This window comes from Oceanobacillus caeni, from assembly GCF_019037185.1.
GTDB classification, from domain to species: domain Bacteria; phylum Bacillota; class Bacilli; order Bacillales; family Amphibacillaceae; genus Oceanobacillus; species Oceanobacillus caeni.
Genome location: NZ_JAHHXM010000027.1, coordinates 1 through 17,391, shown reverse-complemented (window position 1 = coordinate 17,391; position 17,391 = coordinate 1). Strand labels below are relative to the sequence as shown.

The following is a 17,391-nucleotide window of genomic DNA, read 5'->3' as shown; positions in this document are numbered from 1 at the left end:
AACCCCTACAGATAGGTTACTCCAGGTCCTATTTTACTTAAAGTTACATTTTGAACGTCAGGAATATCTTTCAAGATCTTCTCTACTTGTTCTTCATTTTCTGGTAAATAGAGTACTTTAACATTTGGTCCCGCATCAATGGTAAAATATGCTGGTATACCTTTTTCCCGCATTTCCTGTACCGTCTGCATTACTCTCATTGTAGAGTCATGCCAATACGTGAATGGCGGAGTCGCTCCTAACGTTGTTGCATGCATTTTTAAACAATTGGCCTCCGCAACAGCGCCTACTTTTTCGAAATCCTTTGTTGCGATACCTGCTTTAATTTCCTTTAAGTCGTTCGGAATACTATCTAACCAACCAGAGTAGAATGCCGAGGTCTCCACTGTACGTTTCATCCCTGCTCTACTGGAAATCTTTTTCATTTTAGAATTCAATTCAACAGCAGCTACACGCACATCCCAATGATTTTCTGTTTGTATTTGAATAGCTTGGGAATCCGTACCATCTTCTCTTTCTCCCATATTCCATTCCACAAACCCGCCATATATGGAGCGGCAAGCAGAGCCAGACCCTTGTCTAGTTATTCGAGATAAATCCTCATGGGTTAAATCCAATCCTAAAGCACGAGTTCCTGCAGCAGCTAAAGCTGCAAAACCAGAAGCAGATGAGGCAAATCCTGCGGCTGTAGGTACCTCATTAACGGAATTTACTCTTGCATACAAATTCTGTTTCCCTGCTGTCTCTCTAATTAAATGGAGAAACCGGGAAACGCGACGATACGCTTCCCCGGTAATCACTTCATTATTAAGCACGAATATATCTTCAGAAAGATCTTCATCAAAGGCTACAGAAGTAGTTGTATAAAAGCCATCTAATGTGATAGATAAGCTACTATTTGTTGGCAAAATTAATTCTTCGTTTCTTTTTCCCCAATATTTTATCAGAGCAATATTCGTATGCGCCTTTGCTGTAGCCTTCATTTTATATCTCCTCTTTAACCTATATTAATTCTGTTTTTTTAATACAAATGGCCATACGGCATGTGCACCGTATTTCCTTAGCTTTTCAGCAAGCTGTCTTGAATGAACCTCATTTCTTGCTAAGGCAATAATACAGCCGCCATTTCCTCCGCCAGTTAATTTTGCTCCCAAGGCCCCTTCTTGCCGAGCAAAATTAATTAATCGATTTAATCCTGCATCACTAACCCCTAAAGCTTCTAATTCGCGTTGAGCTTCATCAAGTAACCCACCTAAAATGTGTTTTCCTGCTTTTTCTAAGGCACTTTTTGCTTGATGAGTTAATTCACCGATCTTTTCCAATTTACGTTGTATTCTTTTAGGAGTTGATTTAAGCAAGCGTGCAACAGACTCAACAGATAACCGAGTATCGCCTACCCGCCCTGAATCTGCAACAACAAAATAGTAATCTTCTTTTAAATCGAGATACTCGATTGGAAAGTCTTTCTCAAACCATACTGGTGACCTTGACGTGATTGTCAAAGTATCAATACCACTTGGCTGACCATGTGCAAAGGTTTCTGCAATATTAGCTAGCTCCAAAAGCTCATCTTCAGAATACGTTCGATTCGCAAAAGCAAATAAGGAACGAACAATTGAAATGGCTACTGAAGCACTAGAGCCTAAGCCCTTTCCAGGAGGGATAGAAGAGCTAATACGGATTAATAAGTCTTGTTTAGGTATGTCTAAATAGTCTAACGTTCTATTTACACATCTAACAATCCCTTGTAATGATTCAGGGGCGTGAACCATCGGGCCGTGATAAAAAGCACTATCTATTTTAATAGAGCCTGAAACCTGCTCAATAACTGTTTCAACACCTATTAATGGAAAAGGAATCGCAATAGCGGGTTGTCCGTGTACAACCGCATGCTCCCCGATTAATATTAATTTACTATGAGCTACACCAATAGCCGTCTTTTCTGTTATTGTTACTTTTTCTGCACTCATTTTTTATATTGTTCCACCAATTCTTTAGCTTTTCCAACACGGATTTGCTTTTCTTTAATTAATTCTTGAGCAATAATATCAATCATCTCCCCTGTAGCTCCTGCCGCAATTGCAACAGAGCGGGAGTGCAATGCCATATGTCCTTTTTGAATACCATCTGTTGCTAGGGCTTTGAGCGCACCAAGATTTTGGGCTAATCCTACAGCTACAATAACTTCCGCTAGCTCTTTAGCCGATTTTACCCCTAATAAATCTAATGAAAATTTAGCTAGAGGATGAACACGTGTAGCCCCTCCAACCGTGCCAACCGACATTGGTAATTCCAATTCGCCTACTAAATTCCCATTTTCATCTTTAAACCAATTAGTCATAGAACTATACTGGCCATTTCTTGCTGCATACGCATGAGCGCCTGCTTCTACCGCTCTCCAGTCATTTCCGGTTGCGATAACAATTGGATCAATACCGTTCATAATTCCTTTATTATGTGTTACAGCCCGATAAGGATCCGATGCTGCAAATTGATAAGCATGAATTACTCCGTCGCGTACTTCTTCTCCAGAAAAATCTCCTGTCTGTAATAATTCTGGAGATATGACACAACGTGCTTTCGCAAGACATCTATCTGCATAATTCGATAAAATTCGCAAATATACTTTGCCTTTAGTTATTTCTTCAACAAGCGGTGCAATGGATTCAACCATTGTATTAATCATATTAGCTCCCATTGCATCACATGTATTAATGTAAAGGTGGATGATAAGCATTTGACTATAAACTGAGTCAGAACCCTCATTTAAAATTCTAACGTCAAGATCCTCTGCGCCTCCACCTCTCGAAACAATGCTTGGATAGGCATTATTCGCAGCTTCTAATAAAACCGATTTATTTTGAAGTATTTCTTCTTTTGCTAATATGAAGTCTGAACATCCTACAACTTGAATCTGGCCTATCATCACTCTTTCGGTCGACTCCGTAGTAAATCCTCCAGCGTTTCTCACGATTTTTGCAATATGACTTGCTGAAGCTACTACGGATGCCTCTTCAATAGCCATAGGAATTACGTATTCCTTACCGTTAATCAAGAAGTTCAACCCTAAGCCTAACGGCAATTCAAAGGTTCCGATAACATTCTCAATCATCTTATCCGCTGTACCCACATCTAATGACGAATCAATTATTAAATTTTCAATATCTTCATCCTGAAGTCCATGCAACCTACTCAAAACTTCAAGCCGCTCTTGAACAGTCATATTATAAAATCCTGGAATTCTGGAAGTATCCATACTTATCATCCTTTTTATATACAAAAATTCAAATAAACCAGTGTAAAATGATTCAAAGATTTCTTCTATTTATTATAACATGCATAGGTAAATTCATAATTAAATTATTTTTTTATCATACTATAATTTATCATCATTTTCTTAGAAAAACTAGTATTTGTTCGCCTTTAATATTTCTTATATTAACATTCGCTAAATGATTAGGAGAATGTTGCCTGAATTGCACTCATTCTGAAGAAGATAATTATTCTTTCTTCCTTTCGTTAAAAAAGACTATCTTATTCATTATGTAAAAAGTTACCTTAAAATGCAAATAAACAAGGCCATAGTCTTGACCTTGTTTATATTAAGATATTTCAGTAATTGTTGGTTAATTCATGGTGAGCCATGAAGGATTCGAACCTTCGACCCTCTGATTAAAAGTCAGATGCTCTACCGACTGAGCTAATGGCTCGTATGGCTGGGCCACTAGGATTCGAACCTAGGGTACACGGGATCAAAACCCGATGCCTTACCGCTTGGCTATGGCCCAACGATTCTAGTGGTGGAGGGGGGCAGATTCGAACTGCCGAACCCAGAGGGAGCGGATTTACAGTCCGCCGCGTTTAGCCACTTCGCTACCCCTCCATATTATTACCCAATCTATATTTATAATACTTATTTTTTAGAGGTTGTTCAAAAAGTCCGGTGAAAATGACACTTCGACGTTTCTAGTTAGCTTTCTTTTCCGCTCCTTGGAAAAGAAATTACTTTTCCGGCGTGCAAAAGCGTCTGCTCACGTATTAATTGCATACGTTCCGCTACTCAAAGCTACGCCGTCTCGAACTGCGACGCACACGACGTGCTAATGTCGGCGTTGCAACAAGATGTTGCGCACTTAGCCGACCTCGGTCCTTTTCATTCTCCTTTTGAACAGCCATTTAAATAAATGATGCCGGCCAGAGGACTTGAACCCCCAACCTACTGATTACAAGTCAGTTGCTCTACCAATTGAGCTAGGCCGGCATGGTGGAGGATACAGGGCTCGAACCTGTGACCCCCTGCTTGTAAGGCAGGTGCTCTCCCAGCTGAGCTAATCCTCCGACACACAGGATGTGTTAGTGCATGCGTTGTAATAAATTTTTACGGTGGGACGAGTAATCGTAGTCCCAGGACGTCGCATACTTAACATGCATTCCTTGAAAATGGTGACCCGTACGGGATTCGAACCCGTGTTACCGCCGTGAAAGGGCGGTGTCTTAACCGCTTGACCAACGGGCCAGTTAAGTTTTTAAACTAGTCAAAGACTGACGAATTTTATTATACATAGTTCCACATAATTTGTAAATAGTTATTTTAAACTTTTTTATAGATTATTGTTATTAACCCTCCATTTAGTAGTAAGTAATAATATCTATTATTAAATATTTTATTTCTATCAGCTTATTAGGTTATAATGGACAAAAAGATAATTATGGAGGGTTAACCATGTCAGGGTTATTAGAAGGAAAAAACATTGTTGTAATGGGCGTTGCAAACGAAAGAAGCATCGCTTGGGGAATTACCAAATCTTTACACCAAGCTGGTGCAAATCTAATATTTACGAATAGACAGGAACGTTCTTATAAAAAGTTAGTAAAACTGTTAGAGAAACACGAAATTGAGCCTAAATTAATTGTATCTTGTGATGTTGCCAGTGACGAGAGTATTAATGAGGCATTTGCCAAAATTAAAGATGAAATTGGTGTAATTCATGGATTAATTCATTCCGTAGCTTTTGCAAACCGTGAAGAACTACAGGGGGAATATGCTGACACTTCACGAGATGGATTTCTTCTTGCTCAAGAGATAAGTGCCTATTCATTAGTTGCAGTTACGAAAGCTGCTAAGGAAATAATGACAGAGGGCGGGAGTATTGTTACTCAAACCTATTTGGGAGCAGAAAGAGTCATTCCAAATTACAACGTCATGGGAGTTGCTAAAGCATCACTGGAAGCAAGTGTGCGTTACTTGGCAGAAGACGTTGGAAAATATGGTATTCGTGTAAATGCTATTTCTGCTGGGCCAATTCGTACTCTTTCTGCAAAAGGAGTATCTGGATTTAATGAAAAAACTCATCTTTTAGAAGAAAAAGCACCTTTACGCCGTGGGGTAGACCAAGATCAAGTAGGTGATGCAACATTATTCTTCGTTAGTGACCTATCTAGAGGAATAACAGGTGAAGTACTACACGTTGACTCTGGGTTCCATATCATCGGTGGGTAATTTTCTTTTAGAAAACTTGAAGATTAATTTTCTACTTTCAGAGTTTTTTGCATAGAAAATTAAAAAGTTGCGTTCTAATGATTTAGGAAAAAACGAAAGTGTGTGACAAGTTTAATGTTAACTTATTACACACTTTCAAATTTTTATTCTATCTCATATCGTGATTTTATCTAGCTGACTATTAAATTAAACACACTCCTCATTCCTCCCAAACAATTCAAGAAAGGCCCTTTGTTTATCTTTGGATTTCCTATATTCTTCATTCGTGATGGTTTTTAATAATTTTGTTTTTGTTTTTTTGCTCATGTTGGAATGTTTCACTTTTTCCCGGGCCACAGCAAGGAAACTAAGATATTGTTCATAAGAATCGTCATAGATTTCCCCCAGTTCATTACAAATTACTTTTGACAGCCCAGGGCTAGCTCCTTCTGTTGCTACACTGATCGTCAATTTCCCTCTCGATAGCTTCGCGGGGACTTGAAAATTGCCAAGTTCCTGATTATCTACAACATTGACAAGTTGATGGTCTCCGGCTGATGATGCAACGAATGCGTTAACTTCCCTACTATTTGTGGCTGCAATTACAATCCAGGTAGCTTCCAGATCAGTTGGTTCAAATTCCTTATTTCTCCAAGAAATTTGCTTATCAATAAACAGTTTTTCTACATTTGCATGGAGCTTCGGGCTAACGACAGTTACGCTTGCACCAGCCTGTATCAAGCTAACTATTTTTCTGTAGGCGATCTGCCCACCACCTACAACGACCGCATCCTTCCCTTTTATGTTCAGCATTATGGGATATGATTCCATTCTTTAACCACCCTGTAAGCAAACTTTATATAGACCCATTTTTTTATTTTTTAATGTTATAAGGCTTGGCATTCGTCAAGCCTTTGGATGAATGCCGTAGTTGCACTTATGCAAATCGGAGACCTAAAAAGAAAATCTTGTACTTTCCGTTTTGCTACATAGGGCCATTTTTAATCATGGAAGTCTAATCCCGATTGTACTTCTTTCACATGACCTGCACGGATTACAAAGTCCCCAAAATGTTCGCCCTCTTGCCTTTCCTTTGCGTATTGAAAAATAAGCGGCCGAAGCAATTCTAATATTTCTTCTTCACCGATATTTTCCCGGTAAAGTTTATTCAGCCGGTCTCCAGCAAAACCAGCTCCTAAATACATATTGTATTTACCCGGCCCTTTGCCGATAAAAGCAATTTCTCCTAAAGCGGGGCGTGAACATCCATTTGGGCAACCCGACATGCGTATAATAATTTCTTGATCACGTAATCCCGCCTCGTCGATAATCAACTCCAGTTTATCTAATAGTAAAGGCAGATATCGTTCCGACTCGGCCATCGCCAGCCCACAAGTTGGGAAGGCAACACAGGCCATTGAATTCCGTCGCAATGCGGAATACTGCTTCCCATCTGTTAATCCATATTTGTCAATTAGTTGAATAATGTCCTGTTTTTCGTGTTCCGACACATTACTTATAATTAGGTTTTGGTTCGGAGTAAGCCGGAAATCACCGGTATGAATTTTGGCGATTTCGCGCAAACCGGTCATCAATGGATATTCATCCGAATCTTTAATCCGACCGTTTTGGATAAAAAGAGTAAAATGCCATTTGTCATTACTTCCCTTCACCCAACCGTAACGGTCTCCATTATGATCGAAATGATAGTTACGCGGTGCTTGCAGTTTCCAACCTAACCTTTCATTGAGTTCAGTAACAATCCACTCCAGTCCCCGTGCATCGATGGTATATTTGAATCTAGCATTCTTTCTTACGGACCGGTTACCATAATCACGCTGGATCGTGATCACCTTCTCTGCTACTTCGATAAGCTTATCTGGTGTACAGAAACCAATTACTCGGGCTAACTGAGGATATGTTTCCTTATCACCATGCGTCATCCCCATGCCGCCTCCAACAGCAATATTAAATCCCGCAAGTTTTCCATCTTCTATAATTGCTATAAATCCTAGATCTTGGGAAAATACATCAATATCGTTAGAAGGTGGAACTGCCACGCCAATCTTAAATTTGCGCGGTAAATAGAGTGCACCATACATCGGCTCCGTCTCTTCCGCTGTTTCCTGACTATCAACCACTTTTTCCCCATCAAGCCAAATTTCATGATAAGCGTTTGTTTGTGGCGAGAGATACTCACTTAGTTTCTGAGCCCACCCGTAAACTTCGCTGTGAATTTCGGACTGATAAGGATTCGGATTACACATGACATTTCGATTTACATCACCGCAGGCTGCCAATGTATCCATCAATGCCGCATTAATTTCCTGAATGGTTTGTTTCATATTCCACTTTAAAATTCCATGCATTTGAAACGACTGTCTAGTAGTTAATTTGAGTGTTCCATTGCCATATTTACAGGCCACATCGTCCATCACCAACCATTGCTCCGGTGTCGCAACACCACCCGGAGCACGCACACGTACCATGAACTGGTAAGCTGGTTCTAACTTTTGACGCCTACGTTCATTTCGCAGATCCCGATCATCTTGCAAGTAACTTCCATGAAACTTCATTAATCGATTATCGTCATCGGGTATCCCTGAACTGATCGGATCTTGGATTGTCTCCATGAGCGTCCCACGCAAATAGTTACTCTCACGCTTTATCCGCTCCACATCACTAGGTGTTCCGGGCTGCGGGGGTAAAATCACTTTATTTGTCATTTCGTTAACTCCTCTCACTCTTGTCTCAATATACATCACGTTGATATCGCTTCTGCTGTTGCAGTTTAGCTAAATAATCCGCTGCTTCCTCTGCACTCATGCCGCCTTCCTTTTCAATGATTTTGAGTAAGGTAGCATGGACATCGGTTGCCATGTGCTTTTCATCACCACAAACATAAATGACTGCTCCTTCTTCTAACCATTGGAAAAGTTCTTGACTTCTTTCCAGCATCCGGTGCTGCACATAAACCTTTTCGTCTGTATCACGAGAAAATGCTACATCCATCCGTGTTAGCACACCTTCCTTCAGCCATCGCTGCCACTCAACTTGATACAGAAAATCTGTAACGAAATGTTGATCGCCAAAGAACAACCATGTTTTCCCGCTTGCATCAATTTCCTCCCATTCTTCCAAAAACGCTCTGAATGGGGCGACTCCAGTACCAGGCCCAACCATAATCAATGGTGTATCAGGTTCGTCTGGTAATCTAAAATTATCGTTACGCTGAACATAAACCGGCAAGGTATCACCTGGTTCTGTACGTATAGCACATTGTCCGGAACAGACCCCCTCCCGAATACGACCATGTGCCTCATAACGAACCGTCCCGATTGTGAGATGCACCTCATCCGGGTTTGCCTTAAAGCTACTTGCGATAGAATATTGTCGAGCAGGAATCTTTCTAAGAATCGAAACAAATTCATCAGCAGGAATATCCCACGGTCCAAAATCACGTACAACATCTAATAAATCTCGGCCATAACTATATTCCTTCCATGCTTCGGTTTGCTCCGAATGCAATAATTCCTTTAGGTTATTATTAGACGAAAGCAGTGCCAGCTTTTGCAGTAGTGGTTTCGTTAATACCGTAATCTCGTAATGCTTACGTAATGCTTCTTCCAATGGAATGATCTCGTCGTTCTTCAACTGTATTGGCGTTGCAGCATCCCACCCCATCTCCGCAATCAAGCTATCTACTAAAACGGAATCATTTTCTGGGTAAATAGCTAAGCTATCCCCTGGTTCAAATTCTAAATGAGATCCTTCGAGTGATAATTCCAGATGACGTGTTTCCTTATTCGATCCACGTCCATTCAAATTTATATTTTCAAGGACTTCAGCTTGAAAAGGGTTCGTTCTTGAATAAGTCGATTTTTCCACAACTTCCAAAGTAGCTGCTGCTTGCTTATTAGAAATTCCACCCGTTTTCTCCTGTAATTCTGTTAATTTCGATGTGACACTTGCAAACCATTCTGCAGCCGGATCATCATAATCCAAGTCACAATCAATACGAGGACTCATTTGTTTGGCACCTAATTCTAACAATCGTGCATCAAATTGTTTTCCCGTTTCGCAAAAAGAATCATAGGAACTATCTCCTAAGGACAAAACAGAATAACTTAACTGATCTAACTTTGGCGCTCTTTTGCTAAAAACAAATTCATAAAATGGCAAGGCATTATCTGGTGGGTCACCTTCACCTTGCGTACTGACAATCAACAACAGGTTCTCCAATTTTTTTAATGTCTTCGGTTTAAAATCACTCATTGAAGCAAGGGTTACTTGGAAATTCTGTGCTTTTAACTTTTTAGAGAAGTCTTCTGCCAACGCTTGACCATTACCTGTCTGTGACCCATATAGAATGGTGACTTCCGTTACAGATGCAGGAACTTCCTGCACAGCTGTACTTCCAGATATCTGCGGCTTACTACCTGTTGGGATTGCACTTAAATATCCTCCCAACCAAATTTGTTGCGTCTCCGTCAACATTGGCAGAAGCTGGTTAAGTAGTTCTGCCTGTTTTTCATCAAAGGGACTGTTTTTTACCTGAAGTTGCATTTCTTTCCACCTCTTTCACAAACGGAACTTCCGATTATTTCAATCTGATTTTTTCACTTTTTTCAACTTGAACGACATAGTTATCTTGGATGACTAATGTAATACGCCCATAATTCATCGTTTCTAGCATCGTATTAATTTTTTCAATGGTAAGATTGATATTATTTTGTTTACGATTTGACATCCATACCATCCTTTCAAGAAAATCAATTTAGATTCGGTTCTTTCTCAAGTAACCCCTTTACCTGTTCTACCAGTACTTCTTGGGTATTTTTATGATAACCAAGGTTTTCACAGAGGATGAACTGTTCTTCGGAGGTTGATTGGTCAGAAATTTTTTTTGCTATATTATTCATTAAAATTCCCGTGAATAATAAGTACGGAATAATAAATACTTGCTTTTTAGCCGTTTGCTTTAGTTTTTGCAATGCCTCATCAAAACTAGGCTTTGCCCCGTAAAGGAAACAAACATCAACTTGGTTAATCGCATATTTTTCTTTCAGCAGTTGAGCAATCTTGGTTAAATCACGCTTGACAGCTGGATCACTACTACCTCTCCCTACAAGTAAAACAGATGCATCGTTCCTAATAGCTACCTGTTGTTCACGTATCCGGTCGTATAGACTATCTATCATTTTCGTATGAATCCCAAGTGCACTTCCATATGTAAAAGTGACGTTTGGATACTTGTTCTTCCCAATTTCGATTTCTGCTGGAATATCTTCTTTGGCATGTTTCGCCGTTAAAAGAAGGATAGGGACGACAGCAATATGTGTGGCACCTTTTTCAACACAGACTGCAATTCCCGATTCAATACTTGGTTTCGCTAATTCTAAAAAGCAAATTTCTTGAATCGGAACATCGATCAGTGGTTTGCAACGTTCAATAAAATGAATAACTTCTTCGACACCTGATTTTATCCGGCTGCCATGACCAACATATAAAACGGCCTGCATATCCATTCACACCTTCCGGGTAGTTATACAAATGTTTCCTCCATGATTCTTTGATTCAATCCTTTTTGTTCAAACCACTGAATTTCCTCTCTTAGTTTCACAACTTCTCCGACAATAATCATACTTGGATTTTTTATTTCAGACTTTCTTGCAATTTCAGCAATGGTAGAAAGCGTGCCAGTAATCGTATGCTGTTCTTCCATTGTTCCCAAATGTACGAGTGAAACCGGCGTGCTTTCAGGTCGACCATTCTTCATCAATTGCTCGCAAATGTAAGGTAAATTACCGACACCCATGTAAATGGCCAACGTATCAATACCTTTTGCAAGGCTTTCCCAGTGAATCGTGTCATTTTTACCAGCCTGCATATGACCAGTTACAATAGCAAAACTAGAACTGAGATCACGATGGGTGACAGGGATGCCTGCATAAGCAGGGGCAGCAATTCCCGATGTAATTCCTGGAACCACTTCAAAGACGATTCCATTTTCCGCAAGTGCCTGCGCTTCTTCTGCTCCTCTGCCAAAAACGAACGGATCCCCGCCTTTGAGACGGGTAACAACCTTTCCTTGCTTTGCATACTTAACCATAAAGTAGTTAATTGTCTCTTGTTTCATAGCGTGATAGGTTGGAAGTTTTCCGCAATAAAGCAAGTCTGCACCTGCTTTCGCATAATCTAACAATTTCTTATTAATTAAACGATCATACAGGATAACATCTGCTTCTTGAATAGCCTTCTTTCCTTTAACAGTGATTAAATCAACATCACCGGGCCCAGCCCCTACTATATATACTTTCCCCATCTCTTTTCCTCCCTCTTACCATTACCACTCCGTAAAATTACTAGTTTTCGATTTTTTCCCGCTGCAATCCTGCTATTAATACATTAATCACTTCTGGACGACTAAAGGTAGCTGGTGGCTGCTCACCGTTGCGGAGCATTTCTCTTACCTTCGTACCTGACAAGATGACATGGTCACTTGCATCATGTGGACATGTTTTTGGTGTTGCCATACTCGCACATTGATTGCAATAAAAGCTATGCTCAAAAAATAATAATTGGATCCCGAGTTCTTCTGCCGTAAAGTTACTGAATATTTTTTGGGAATCATATGTCCCGTAATAATTACCAACACCAGCATGATCACGGCCAACGATAAAATGTGTGCAGCCAAAGTTCTTTCTTACCATCGCATGGAAAACAGCTTCCCTTGGTCCTGCGTAGCGCATTGCTGCCGTAAATACACCTAAAAACACACGGTCTTTTGCATAATAGTTTTCTAGTAATACTTCATAGCTTTTCAGGCGAACATCTGCTGGAATATCGTCTGACTTCGTTTCACCTACTAGTGGGTTTAGAAATAAACCATCCACTATTTCTAAAGCAGACTTTTGAATATATTCATGTGCCCGATGAACCGGATTTCTTGTTTGAAATCCAACGACTGTCTTCCACCCAAGCGCTTGGAATTTCTCACGTGTTTCCCTCGGTTCGAACCTGTAATCAGAAAACTCATCCAGTGGGCGATGTTTAATTAATGTAATGATTCCACCCAAATACACATCTGGACGTTCAAACAACTTTTTCACGCCTGGATGCTTCTGCTCTGTTGTTTGATATACAAGTTGTGCTTCCTTTTCCTTATCCGGTGTAAAAATATCTGACACTTCTATTACCCCGTAGACTTCTCCATCTTTCACCAATTTCACAAAACTGCCAACCGTGATTCTCGCTGCATTCTCCTCTGTTGTTGGTAGTGTAATTGGAATGGTCCACGGCTCACCTGTTGTCAATCTCATATTAGTGAGAACAGAATGATAATCTGCTTCCGTGAGAAATCCACTTAAAGGACTGTAAGCACCGGTTCCAATTAAATCCAAGTCACTGATTGAAATTTCGTCTAGTTCTACAGATTCCGTTATCGTACTGTATGGAAAATCAGGATTCCATCGATTAATTAATTTCCCACCATGTGGTTGGCTTAAGCTCACGTAAATTCCCCCATTTATTATGATTTTTGATGCAAGCCGCACTCTGTCTTTAAGTGATTTGCCCAACGCCCTTCCCTTGATCCACTCTTTGTGTCGCCAGGCAATGTACAAGGAAAACAACCGATACTTGGATAACCTTGATCATGAAGAGGGTTATAGGCCAACTGATATTTCTTCACGTAGTCCCAAATCTCCGTCCAAGACCAATGAATAAGCGGACAGATTTTAACCGATTGGAACGTTTCATCCTTATTAATAAAATTAGTCTTTTTCCTTGTTGGTGATTGCTCCCGCCTAAGCCCAGATATCCACGCAGTTACACCACTTAATGTTTCCCTAAGAGGAATCACTTTCCTCATATAACAACAGCGGTCCGGCTGTCTTTCCCACAGTTTATCGCCATATTTTTCAGCTTGCTCTTCTACCGTTAAGACAGGCTTTTTCATTTCAATTTCCAATTGTGGATACCGCTGCTTCACTTCTTGAATGAGATCTACCGTTTCTTGAAAATGAAGACCAGTATCGAGAAACACTACCTTGGCATTCGGTTTTATTTGCGAGATTAAATCAATCATCACAATACCTTCAACCCCAAAACTACAAGCATACACAAGTTCATTATCATAAGTGTCATAAGCCCACTTTAATACGTTTAACGCACCTTTGGATTCATCTTCACTATCATGGAAAAAATCACCGTCATACGTATACCACGAATCGTATGTCAACTTCGTCATGAACATCCCCCTTAAAAAATAGGCGACTTTAATCAACAGTTGATTAAAGTCGCCTCTAGTTTGTATAGTCAGCGAAATGCTTTTATAAATAATTTTATTTATCATAGTTATGGAATTCATACCTTATTAGCTTCTAGGTTTCTAGTCGGCTAATATTTATTAATTATAATATACCAATTATTCCGATACGTCAAGTATGTTTTAAAAAAATACTTACCCCTTTTTTCAAAAGCATGGCATCTTCAGATATACTTGTTATCTTTTAGATAAGTAAGGATGACTTCGACAGATTCTTCTATGCTTAACTCCGTCGTATCAAGCGTTATTTCAGGTTCACGAGGTGCCTCATATGGAGCATCGATACCCGTGAAATTCTTTATTTCTCCCAATCTTGCCTTTTTATAAAGTCCCTTTGGATCACGTTTTTCACATGTTTCTAAACTTGCTTTTACATAAATTTCGATGAATTCATCGGCCTCAACCAGTTCACGCACTTGATCACGATCATTTTGATATGGGGAGATGAAAGCTGTTAATGTAAACAACCCTGCATCAACCATTAATTTGGACACTTCACCAATTCTGCGTATGTTTTCCGTTCGATCCTCTGAACTAAATCCTAAATTTTTATTTAAACCATGACGAACATTATCACCATCAAGGCGATAGGTGTGAATCCCCAATTCAAGCAATGCTGTTTCCAACTTCACTGAAATCGCGGATTTTCCCGAACCGGATAGTCCTGTAAACCAAAGAATAGCGCTTTTGTGACCGTTTAATTCCTGGCGTTTTGCCTTTGTTACTTCTGATTCATGCCAAACAATATTGGTTGACTTTGTCATGATATTTTCCCTCCTAAAACCAAACATGATAAATAACGGTTATTGCTGTAATCATCACTAATACACTTAGTGGTGTGCCTACTTTTACATAGTCACTAAATTTATAACCACCTGGGCCATAAACGATTAAATTGGTTTGATAGCCGATTGGTGTAATAAAACTTGCTGAAGCCGCAATCGCGATCAATACTGCAACTCCCATTGGATTAAGTTCTAAAGATTGAGCCATTTCTAAACCAATCGGCAACATTAGAATCGCAGCAGCACTGTTTGTAAGAAATTCAGTAAAAATGTTCGTCAAAATATACAACACGATTAAAACTACTATGATTCCAGATGATGCACTTACTACCAGTAAACCTGACGCTATCCATTCTGCTAACCCTGTTTTTGTCATTGCTACGCCAATTCCGAATGAACTTGCGATTACTAGTAATACATCAAATTGTATATATTTCTTCGCTTCTTCCGCATGTATCATTTTTGTAATGAACAAGATAACCACTGCCAATGCCATTGCTTTAACCATGGACAACCAGCCAATCGATACAACTATAATCATTCCAATGAAAAGCGTAATGGAAAACCAATCTCTCCAAGCATCTTGATTCAGAGTTTTCGGCGGATCTAATTGGGAAACAACGTAAAAATCATTTGCTTGTTGATACTTCTCTACAAAATCCATGCCCGCTAATAACAATAAGGAATCCCCCGGTTTCAAAATAACGTCCCCAACCTTCCCGTGAATTCGTTCATTATTCCGGTGGATCGCAATCACACCTGCATCGTAGCGTGAACGAAACTGCGACTGTTTAATAGACTTGGATAAAAGCACGGACTGATGAGAAACAACTGCTTCGATTAAACTTGTTTTACCATTTTTAAGGTCATCAAGTTCAAGCTCTGTGCCCGTTCTTAGCTTTAAGCCATTGATTTTTTGCAACTCAGCGATTGTAGCTATCTCCCCTGCAAAGATCAAGCGGTCGCCGGCCTGAATAATGGTTGAATTTCGAACGGGAGAAACACGTTCATTTCGACGAATAATTTCAATTAAATATAATCCATCTAAGTTACGTAATCCTGCTTTCATAACACTTTGATTCACATGTGGAAAGAAATCCTCTACTTCCATTTCCGCAATATACGACTTCACATCTTCCTTCACTTGTTGGCGAAATCCTTTATGATCAGGTAGCAATTTTTTCCCTATTGTGAATAAATAAAGAAAGCCAACCAGTGTTATTGGAATTCCAATCACTGTTAGTGTAAATAATGAAAATCCCTCCAAACCATAATCAAGTAACATCCCATGAACGACAAGGTTTGTAGAAGTTCCCATGAGTGTAATGGTTCCACCTAAAATCGTGACATAAGATAATGGAATCAGGAATTTCGATGGTGAAAACCCGTGCTCCTCACACCAATTTTTTATAATCGGTGTAAATGTGACTGCAATAGGTGTGTTATTAAGGAATGCAGAAAACATCGCAATAGGTACAAAAAAACGCATCATCGCATCTGTTTGTGTACGACTATTTTTCAACCAATATTTCATCACTCGGTCAATAACGCCACTTTTTTGTACTGCACCGGCAACAATAAATAAAAGAGCAACTGTAAGCATTCCTTCATTAGATAAGCCACTGAATGCTTCTTCTGGAGTCAAAATCCCGGTAATTAATAAGATAATTAAAACTGAAAAAATGATCATTCCCGGTTGCGCTACTTCTAATAACAAGCACACGAGCATCCCGATAATCAAAACAAGTACGGCAATCATTTCCAAAGACATCGTTTCCCCCCTTTCTGTGTTCGATTGATTTTAAACGACAAAAAAGGCACCTTTTTAATCGGGTCACATAACCGATTAGAAAGATGCCTTTAGTTGACTAATAAGCATTTATATTATTCATCTGGAAATTTAAATCAATTCTATATTATCCGAATTCTTCTGTCAATAGAATTCGGTGATTTATTTTTATTAATCTTATAAGTTTACTTGTAATAATTACAGAAAACCATATCCAGAAGGAAACCGTCCGCAATACTCATACATCGTTTAGGGTAAGGAGAGAAAATGTTTAATACCCGAACAATTATTAAATTTATGTTTACAATCGCAACTGAGAGTTATTGAAGCGTTACAAAGATGTAAAAAGAGGATTTCTATAACCTTTTTTATGACATATGCAGAAGATGTCAATATAAAAGTTATAATTTGTTTAGAATCTGATAAGAGTTTTTAAACGATTTATAAGAAGAACGTCGTTGAATTATATAAACTTAAAGTTGAAGGGCCAATTAAAAATATGAGTATAAGAAAAGGAGAAGGAAAAATTTGAGAATGTGTTTTATAAAGTTTAAAAAAGTATTATAATAAAAATTATGTAGATACTATAGAGTGGAAAAGCAAGAATTTTGGTAATATCAATTAAGAGTGATTGGATTAATTAAAGTGGGTCAGGGTATTGAATTAATCAGTTAATTTGAACGGAGTAGGCTGTTTGAAAATTTAAGTAAAGATATTGTCACAATAGAGCAACTCTCATTAATCTATGTATATATGGTTATTTCAGATATGGTATATCACTACTTAAATTTATTGCTCATTGACAATAATGATAAACAGAACGATTCATTTCTTGAAAGTGATCATTATATCGATTCCCAGTTTACTTATGTTTCATTGGACACTCTTCTAGATTTAATTGTAGGAACTTAACCGAAGAGTGTCCATGAAACTTGGATCTACGTCAAGTTTTTGGACACAAAAAGATTAAGTTTTTTTGCACAACAACCATTCATGGATTGTTCCACGT

Annotated in this window: 14 protein-coding genes and 6 tRNA genes; 1 reads left to right on the top strand and 19 read right to left on the bottom strand. The window is 39.0% G+C overall.

What is annotated here, in order from left to right:
- Positions 1–5: 5 nt before the first annotated feature.
- The 9 genes from mvaD to KM885_RS13280 all read right to left on the bottom strand — a co-directional run bounded on the left by mvaD (position 6) and on the right by KM885_RS13280 (position 4,516).
- Positions 6–983 carry a diphosphomevalonate decarboxylase gene (mvaD, locus tag KM885_RS13320; RefSeq protein ID WP_216884146.1) on the bottom strand — a complete coding sequence of 326 codons (978 nt, stop codon included), beginning with the start codon at positions 981–983 and terminating at the stop codon, positions 6–8.
- A 24-nt stretch (positions 984–1,007) separates the two neighbouring features.
- Complete coding sequence (mvk, locus tag KM885_RS13315; protein WP_216884145.1) at positions 1,008–1,970, bottom strand: mevalonate kinase; 963 nt, start codon at positions 1,968–1,970, stop codon at positions 1,008–1,010.
- Complete coding sequence (locus KM885_RS13310) at positions 1,967–3,256, bottom strand: hydroxymethylglutaryl-CoA reductase, degradative (RefSeq protein WP_047184424.1); 1,290 nt, start codon at positions 3,254–3,256, stop codon at positions 1,967–1,969. Before KM885_RS13310 ends, mvk begins: the two co-directional genes overlap by 4 nt.
- A gap of 378 nt (positions 3,257–3,634) precedes the next feature.
- Positions 3,635–3,710, bottom strand: a tRNA-Lys gene (locus KM885_RS13305).
- 3 nt (positions 3,711–3,713) lie between these two features.
- A tRNA-Gln gene (locus tag KM885_RS13300) sits at positions 3,714–3,788 on the bottom strand.
- A gap of 10 nt (positions 3,789–3,798) precedes the next feature.
- Positions 3,799–3,883: transfer RNA gene (locus tag KM885_RS13295), tRNA-Tyr, on the bottom strand.
- 305 nt (positions 3,884–4,188) lie between these two features.
- Positions 4,189–4,261 (bottom strand) — tRNA-Thr (locus tag KM885_RS13290).
- 1 nt (position 4,262) lies between these two features.
- A tRNA-Val gene (locus KM885_RS13285) sits at positions 4,263–4,338 on the bottom strand.
- A gap of 103 nt (positions 4,339–4,441) precedes the next feature.
- A tRNA-Glu gene (locus KM885_RS13280) sits at positions 4,442–4,516 on the bottom strand.
- Between the two features lie 207 nt (positions 4,517–4,723).
- Here KM885_RS13280 and fabI point away from each other — a divergent pair.
- Positions 4,724–5,500 carry an enoyl-ACP reductase FabI gene (gene fabI / locus KM885_RS13275; protein WP_047184425.1) on the top strand — a complete coding sequence of 259 codons (777 nt, stop codon included), beginning with the start codon at positions 4,724–4,726 and terminating at the stop codon, positions 5,498–5,500.
- Positions 5,501–5,686: 186 nt separating this feature from the next.
- On the opposite strand, the gene KM885_RS13270 is transcribed toward fabI, so the two are convergent.
- The 10 genes from KM885_RS13270 to KM885_RS13225 form a co-directional block, all read right to left on the bottom strand.
- Positions 5,687–6,310 carry an NAD(P)-binding protein gene (locus KM885_RS13270; RefSeq protein WP_216884144.1) on the bottom strand — a complete coding sequence of 208 codons (624 nt, stop codon included), beginning with the start codon at positions 6,308–6,310 and terminating at the stop codon, positions 5,687–5,689.
- Between the two features lie 170 nt (positions 6,311–6,480).
- The gene (gene cysI / locus KM885_RS13265) at positions 6,481–8,205 is read right to left on the bottom strand and encodes an assimilatory sulfite reductase (NADPH) hemoprotein subunit (protein WP_204798789.1); all 1,725 of its coding nucleotides are present in this window, start codon (positions 8,203–8,205) and stop codon (positions 6,481–6,483) included.
- Positions 8,206–8,230: 25 nt separating this feature from the next.
- Positions 8,231–10,045, bottom strand: coding sequence for an assimilatory sulfite reductase (NADPH) flavoprotein subunit (locus KM885_RS13260; protein ID WP_216884143.1), 1,815 nt, complete (start codon positions 10,043–10,045; stop codon positions 8,231–8,233).
- Between the two features lie 34 nt (positions 10,046–10,079).
- The gene (locus tag KM885_RS13255) at positions 10,080–10,229 is read right to left on the bottom strand and encodes a YezD family protein (protein WP_083452620.1); all 150 of its coding nucleotides are present in this window, start codon (positions 10,227–10,229) and stop codon (positions 10,080–10,082) included.
- Positions 10,230–10,251: 22 nt separating this feature from the next.
- Positions 10,252–11,001, bottom strand: a complete 750-nt coding sequence (locus KM885_RS13250) for a sirohydrochlorin chelatase (RefSeq protein WP_047184439.1) — start codon at positions 10,999–11,001, stop codon at positions 10,252–10,254.
- A 23-nt stretch (positions 11,002–11,024) separates the two neighbouring features.
- Positions 11,025–11,804 (bottom strand): uroporphyrinogen-III C-methyltransferase, encoded by a 780-nt coding sequence (gene cobA / locus KM885_RS13245; RefSeq protein WP_047184429.1) that lies wholly within the window; start codon positions 11,802–11,804, stop codon positions 11,025–11,027.
- A gap of 40 nt (positions 11,805–11,844) precedes the next feature.
- On the bottom strand, positions 11,845–12,993 hold the full coding sequence (gene sat, locus KM885_RS13240; RefSeq protein WP_204798791.1) for a sulfate adenylyltransferase: 1,149 nt from the start codon (positions 12,991–12,993) through the stop codon (positions 11,845–11,847).
- A gap of 17 nt (positions 12,994–13,010) precedes the next feature.
- Positions 13,011–13,730 carry a phosphoadenylyl-sulfate reductase gene (locus KM885_RS13235; RefSeq protein ID WP_244987021.1) on the bottom strand — a complete coding sequence of 240 codons (720 nt, stop codon included), beginning with the start codon at positions 13,728–13,730 and terminating at the stop codon, positions 13,011–13,013.
- Between the two features lie 242 nt (positions 13,731–13,972).
- Complete coding sequence (gene cysC / locus KM885_RS13230; protein WP_216884141.1) at positions 13,973–14,572, bottom strand: adenylyl-sulfate kinase; 600 nt, start codon at positions 14,570–14,572, stop codon at positions 13,973–13,975.
- Positions 14,573–14,585: 13 nt separating this feature from the next.
- Positions 14,586–16,364 (bottom strand): SLC13 family permease, encoded by a 1,779-nt coding sequence (locus tag KM885_RS13225; RefSeq protein WP_204798794.1) that lies wholly within the window; start codon positions 16,362–16,364, stop codon positions 14,586–14,588.
- Between the last annotated feature and the right edge of the window lie 1,027 nt (positions 16,365–17,391).

Coding starts and splice junctions, on each gene's coding strand:
- mvaD (WP_216884146.1), bottom strand. CDS start 983: ATGAAGGCTACAGCAAAGGCGCATACGAATATTGCTCTGATAAAATAT.
- mvk (WP_216884145.1), bottom strand. CDS start 1,970: ATGAGTGCAGAAAAAGTAACAATAACAGAAAAGACGGCTATTGGTGTA.
- KM885_RS13310 (WP_047184424.1), bottom strand. CDS start 3,256: ATGGATACTTCCAGAATTCCAGGATTTTATAATATGACTGTTCAAGAG.
- fabI (WP_047184425.1), top strand. CDS start 4,724: ATGTCAGGGTTATTAGAAGGAAAAAACATTGTTGTAATGGGCGTTGCA.
- KM885_RS13270 (WP_216884144.1), bottom strand. CDS start 6,310: ATGGAATCATATCCCATAATGCTGAACATAAAAGGGAAGGATGCGGTC.
- cysI (WP_204798789.1), bottom strand. CDS start 8,205: ATGACAAATAAAGTGATTTTACCCCCGCAGCCCGGAACACCTAGTGAT.
- KM885_RS13260 (WP_216884143.1), bottom strand. CDS start 10,045: ATGCAACTTCAGGTAAAAAACAGTCCCTTTGATGAAAAACAGGCAGAA.
- KM885_RS13255 (WP_083452620.1), bottom strand. CDS start 10,229: ATGTCAAATCGTAAACAAAATAATATCAATCTTACCATTGAAAAAATT.
- KM885_RS13250 (WP_047184439.1), bottom strand. CDS start 11,001: ATGCAGGCCGTTTTATATGTTGGTCATGGCAGCCGGATAAAATCAGGT.
- cobA (WP_047184429.1), bottom strand. CDS start 11,804: ATGGGGAAAGTATATATAGTAGGGGCTGGGCCCGGTGATGTTGATTTA.
- KM885_RS13235 (WP_244987021.1), bottom strand. CDS start 13,730: ATGACGAAGTTGACATACGATTCGTGGTATACGTATGACGGTGATTTT.
- cysC (WP_216884141.1), bottom strand. CDS start 14,572: ATGACAAAGTCAACCAATATTGTTTGGCATGAATCAGAAGTAACAAAG.
- KM885_RS13225 (WP_204798794.1), bottom strand. CDS start 16,364: ATGTCTTTGGAAATGATTGCCGTACTTGTTTTGATTATCGGGATGCTC.